This window comes from Actinocrinis sp. (genome assembly GCF_035650855.1).
Taxonomy (GTDB): Bacteria; Actinomycetota; Actinomycetes; order Streptomycetales; family Catenulisporaceae; genus Actinocrinis.
In genome coordinates, this window is sequence record NZ_DASRGV010000156.1 from 1 (window position 1) to 5098 (window position 5098).

General features: G+C 70.1%; 3 protein-coding genes, 1 tRNA gene and 1 pseudogene. 2 read left to right on the forward strand and 3 right to left on the reverse strand.

Annotated features, from left to right (window positions below; all coding sequences use genetic code 11):
- On the reverse strand, positions 1–394 hold a 394-nt coding region (locus VFB40_RS11915), incomplete at its 3' end, for an ATP-binding protein (RefSeq protein WP_324849932.1).
- 140 nt (positions 395–534) lie between these two features.
- On the opposite strand from VFB40_RS11915, the gene VFB40_RS11920 reads away from it, so the two are divergent.
- Positions 535–1077, forward strand: coding sequence for an NUDIX hydrolase (locus VFB40_RS11920; RefSeq protein WP_324849934.1), 543 nt, complete (start codon positions 535–537; stop codon positions 1075–1077).
- 53 nt (positions 1078–1130) lie between these two features.
- Here the strand turns inward: VFB40_RS11920 and VFB40_RS11925 are convergent.
- A tRNA-Ser gene (locus VFB40_RS11925) sits at positions 1131–1220 on the reverse strand.
- Positions 1221–1603: 383 nt separating this feature from the next.
- Here VFB40_RS11925 and VFB40_RS11930 point away from each other — a divergent pair.
- Complete coding sequence (locus VFB40_RS11930) at positions 1604–4861, forward strand: PAS domain-containing protein (protein ID WP_324849936.1); 3258 nt, start codon at positions 1604–1606, stop codon at positions 4859–4861.
- A gap of 15 nt (positions 4862–4876) precedes the next feature.
- Here VFB40_RS11930 and VFB40_RS11935 read toward each other — a convergent pair.
- Positions 4877–5098 (reverse strand): annotated as a pseudogene (locus tag VFB40_RS11935) (fatty acid--CoA ligase); the annotation flags it as partial.

The following is a 5098-nucleotide window of genomic DNA, read 5'->3' on the forward strand; positions in this document are numbered from 1 at the left end:
AGCCGGCGCCGGAGCCGGTCGCCGAGTCGCGCAGGGCGAAGGCTTTGATGACGGACAGGACGTAGTCGATCCGCTCGGGGTCGCGGTGGCGCGGCGCCAGTTCGCGCACGGCCATGTGCAGCGCGGCGGCGACGGGGCGGCGCAGCGTCTGGTCCGGTCTCGCCTCGATCTTGCCGGTGCCCCACAGCCGGCCGATCGCCTGCGAGCGCAGCGCGTTGAGCAGCACGGTCTTGCCGACGCCGCGCAGGCCGGTGAGCACCAGCGACCGCTCGGGGCGGCTCCTGGCGATGCGCTCGAGCACGACGTCGAACTGGTCCAGCTCGCGATCCCGTCCGGCCAGTTCGGGCGGGCGCTGCCCGGCTCCCGGCGCGTAGGGATTCCTGATCGGATCCACGAAAAGGACTCTATGACGGCGTCTCAGCTCTACGCTAGACACTCATATACTCCGCGATGAGTCTCTTCGCGGGCATCATCTCGCGTTCCAGTACGTTGTCATGACTATCGCGCACACCCCGCAGCAGGACGGACCGCTCTATGGCCATCCACTTGGAGAAGATCACCGCAACCGTTGACGCTTACCTCGCCGCGTACCCGGAGGAACGGGAGGCGCTCGCTCCGCTGATCCTGGCGCTCGGCAAGGGCTTCGATTTCACCTCCCGCCGCCGCTACCCGGCGCACATCACCGCCGGCGTGATCCTGCTCGACGACCAGGAGCGGGTGCTGCAGATCCATCACCGCAGCCTGGGCCGCTGGCTGAACCCGGGCGGGCACTGCGAGCCGGACGACAAGTCGCTGACCGGGACCGCGCTGCGGGAGCTGGCCGAGGAATGCGGGATCAGACCCGAGGACATCGAGCAGGTGGGCGGGGACGAGTCGCTGCCGATTCAGATCGACGTGCACCCGATCCCGGCCAGCGACGTACGCGCTGAGCCGGCGCATCGGCACTTCGACTTCCGGTTCGCGTTCCGCACCGGCGCGAACCTGCCGACGCTGGGTGGGCGCGAGGCGGTGGCGCATCGGTGGCAGCCGCTGTCGCAGCTGGGGAACGCGGTGCTGGCGGCGAGGTTGGTGGGCTGAGGGACTAGCCCGGAACGAAGCGGCCCCCGTCCCTGCGGACGGGGGCCTTGCTGCGGAGGCTGAGGGATTTGAACCCTCGATGGGTTTTAGACCCAAACCGCATTAGCAGTGCGGCGCCATAGACCGGACTAGGCGAAGCCTCCTGATGCGCGTGCCCGAATCGGGCACAAATCACACTTTCCGTGCCACCGTTGGTGACCGGCTTGGTACGATCCCGCACAGCATACCCGGACCGGAGACGGCGCGACAAAACAAATCCGGGCCCGAGCGGTCCGCTGCTTACGGACATGGTGCTGACGGCAGGCCTTGCGCAACCCACCGGCGGGGCCGGGACGTCTACCGGGAAAGTGGTCCCTCCCGCCGCAGCGCAGCGTGTGGAATAGTCGGACCCACAATCCGCTCCGGGCCCACGCCGGCCGAGGCGGTCCGGCGGTGTGAACGGGCCGCCGCCATAAGGGCGCCGGGGCGTGTGTGACCGATCCGTAAGGGTGGATCGGCCTGGAAAGCGAGTGGAGGGCAGTACCCGGTGAGCCGTACGTCCGGCCGTTCTGCCTCTCGGCTCGCGGCGATACTCGACGCGCTGCCGGACGCGCTGCTGCTCGCTGACGCCTCGGGCCTGGTGGTCAACGCGAACGCCGTCGCCCTTGAGTTGTTCGAGGGCGAAAGCGCGGAGCGGCTGCTCGGCAAGCCGATCGCGGTGCTGTTGCCGGGGCTTGGGCGTGCGGTCGCCACGGGTCCGGGTCCGGCCGCGCTGCCCGCGGGGTCTGCCGCGCCGGTCGGTGCGGTACCGCAAGGGCCGGTGCGTAGCCCGGCTGAGCGACTGGCGGCGCGGCGTACCGATGGAACGTTGTTCCCGGCCGAGGTGAACACGGCGAAGCTGCCGGATGACGGCGACGAGCTGACGCTGTACGTCGTGCGTGATCTGACCGGCGAGCTTGACGTTGAGGCTGAGCTGCGCAGGCAGCAGCGGCAGATCGAGTTGATCCTGCGGGCCGCCTCCGAGGGCATCATCGGCGTCGACAACGAGGCCCGCATCGTGCTGGTCAATCCGGCGGGCGCTCGGATACTGCGGCATCGCGCGAGCGACCTGGGCGGCCAGGACGTGCACGAGCTGATCGCGCACTCGGCCGCGGACGGAACGCCGATATCGGCGGACAAGGTCCTCATCGTGGACAGCCTGCGCAACGGGACCAAGCACCGCTCGCAGGACGAGGTGCTGTGGCGCAGCGACGGCACCTCGGTGACCGTGGACGTGACCACCGCGCCGGTGTTCGAGGGCGATGTGATCATCGGCGCGGTGATGACTTTCTCCGACAACAGCGAGGCGCGCGCGGCGATCCGCCGGGCCCGCGAGCTGGCGGAGGTGCTGGAGGACGAGCTGCGCGCGCCGCTGGCCGCGGTACTCACCGAGCTGCGCAATGTGGCCGAGTACGGGATCGGCGAGCTCGGCCCGAACGTGCGGCAGGCGCTGGGGTCCGCCTCTTCGGATCTCGCCGAGGTGGCCCGGCTGGTGGACGACATCGTGGACTACCAGCACATGGTGGTCGGCGATACGCCCTGCGAGCCGCAGAAGATAGCGCTGTCCGTGGTGGTCGACGCGGCGGTCGAGGCCACGGACGCGGACGCCGCGGCGCTCGGCGTGGACCTGATCGCGCACACCGCCGACGTCGAGGTTTCGGTGGACCCGCAGCTGTTCGCGACGATGCTGGCCCACCTGCTCGCCGACATGGTCAACGCCTCGCCGGTCGGCGGGAAGGTCGTGGTGACGGCGGCCCGGCGCGGCCCGGTGGCCCGGATCGAGATCCGCGGCCCGCACACCGGCGGCGGCCCGCTGCATCTCCCGATCGCGCGGGCGATCGTGGCGCAGCACGGCGGCACGGTCACGACGCACCGGATCGCGGGCAAGGGCAACACGCACGTGGTCGAGATCCCGCTGGAGGGTTCGGCGGGCGGCGGGAAGGGCGACGCACGCGCGATCGGACCCGGTTCGCCGTCGAATCCGACCTCGTCGAATCCCGGGAGTTCGGCCGTCTCAACGGTGAACACGCGGTCGGTGCGGCCGGCGCGCATCACGCCGGTCTCGCGAGTGCGCCCTCCTTCGTCGAACACGCTCGAATCGAGTGTGGAGCCGCCCGCGGCGCCCCCATCGGTCAATCCCCCGCCTGCGGCCGGCGGAGCGGCACCCGGTACCGCGCCCACGGCGACCAGTCAGGCTACGCAGGTGGAGAAGACCAACGGCCACCACACGAGCCACGGCGCGGATGCAAGGCGGCCGGTTACCGCAGCGTCCGGCACGAACGGCCAGGCGCGTATTCCGGCACAGGTGCGTTCGTCGCTGTCTCGTTCATCCGGCTCGATCCCGCTCGATCTCAAGCCGAGCAAGCCTTTGCCCACGAGCGATGTGTGGACACGGCCGCCGCGTAACCCGTCGGATCCGCCTACGCAGGAGATGGACGCCGTCGGTACGCCCAATCCCTCGGCGCGCGGTAACGGGGCAGCTGCTGGCAGCGGTGCTGCTGCGGTAACGGAACCGAATGAGCAGCCGTGGCAGCCTCAGGCGGAGCCCGAAGAGGAGTCGCGCGTCGAGGCAGCGTCCACCGAGACGACGCCTGCTGAGACGGCGCCAGTCGAGACGGGGTTCGTCGAGGAGCGTGGCGTCGCGAAGCAGGGCACGGTGACGTCCGAGCGGCCCGAGGAGGACACGGCGCCACGCGGGCGCAGGCGGGCGGTTGCCGCTGAGCCCGCACCGCAGAGCCCGAATCCGGGTCCGGCCCTGAGCCCAGCCGCGATTGCGCGTATTCCGGCTGCGCGTCCGGAGATCGCGCCTCAGGCCGCCAGGGAAACCGGGTTCGGTGCCGTAGACGACGCCCCGACGCAGGCCATGCCGCCTGTCGTGGCCGCGCAACCGGCCGCTGCGCAACCGGCCGCTGCGCAACCGGCAGCCGCGCAACCGGCAGCCGCGAAGCCTGCGACCGCGAAGCCTGCGGCCGTCGACCCGATGGCACGGTCGGGGATGCAGGACTCGGGCGCTATGCCGGTCGAGATGGTTCCGGACGCGAAGTTCAGTCCGACCCTGCTGCTGTGGCCAGAACCTGACGAGTCGACGGTGGACGTGCTTGACGAGCGCGGCTACGAGTCGGTCGCGCTGGACAATTTCGACGCGCTGCCGCGTACGGTGGACGAGTTGGCTTCAGAGCATTCGACGAAGCCCAGCGCCGTGCTCGTGGACCCGATCGCGGCACCGATCACGCGGCGTGGCCTGCGGATACTGCGCGGCGCGGCGATCAACGCGGGACTGCCGATCGTGGTGACCGCGGGCATCGGCGGCGGGCCGGCCGAGCCGCCACAGGGCCCTGATCCGGCGTTGCTGTTGCAGGCGCTCACTCCGCCCGGAGTCTCGCTCCCCCGCGTGTTGCTGATCGAGGCCCGCGATGACCTGGCCGAGGCGATGACGCACTCGCTGGAGCGTCAGGGCATGCAGGTGCTACTCGCGGCGACCGATGCGGAGAGCATCAACCGCGCCACCGACGGCGTGCCTGACGTGGTTCTCATGGATCTGATGCAGGTGCGGCGACGGCGCACGGGCATCGTCGAGTGGCTACGCGACCATGAGCGGCTGACCACGACGCCCATAGTCGTCTACACCGCGTTGGGTACCGACTCTGCGCAGTTTGCCAACGGGCTGCGCAGCGGAAACGGCGCGCTGTATCTGGCGGAGCGGTCAACCGATTCCGAGGTGGGGAACCGCATCGGGGATCTGCTCGCGAAGATCTGCCTTAGCTGATCTAGCACGCGCCGCTCAGCCGAGCTGCGTGACCTGATAGTCGCCGGCCGCGTAGTGGCGCCTGACTTCCTTCTTGTCGAACTTGCCGACTGAGGTCTTGGGCACCGCGTCGATGGCGGTCCATCGCTCCGGGAGCTGCCACTTGGCGACCCGCTCGGAGAGAAAGGCGCACAGTTCCTCGAACGGGACCGGTTCTCCGCGCCAGACCACGGCTGCCAGCGGCCGCTCGGACCAGCG

Excerpts from the sequence above, each read along its gene's own strand:
- VFB40_RS11920 (WP_324849934.1), top strand. The coding sequence starts at position 535 with ATGGCCATCCACTTGGAGAAGATCACCGCAACCGTTGACGCTTACCTC.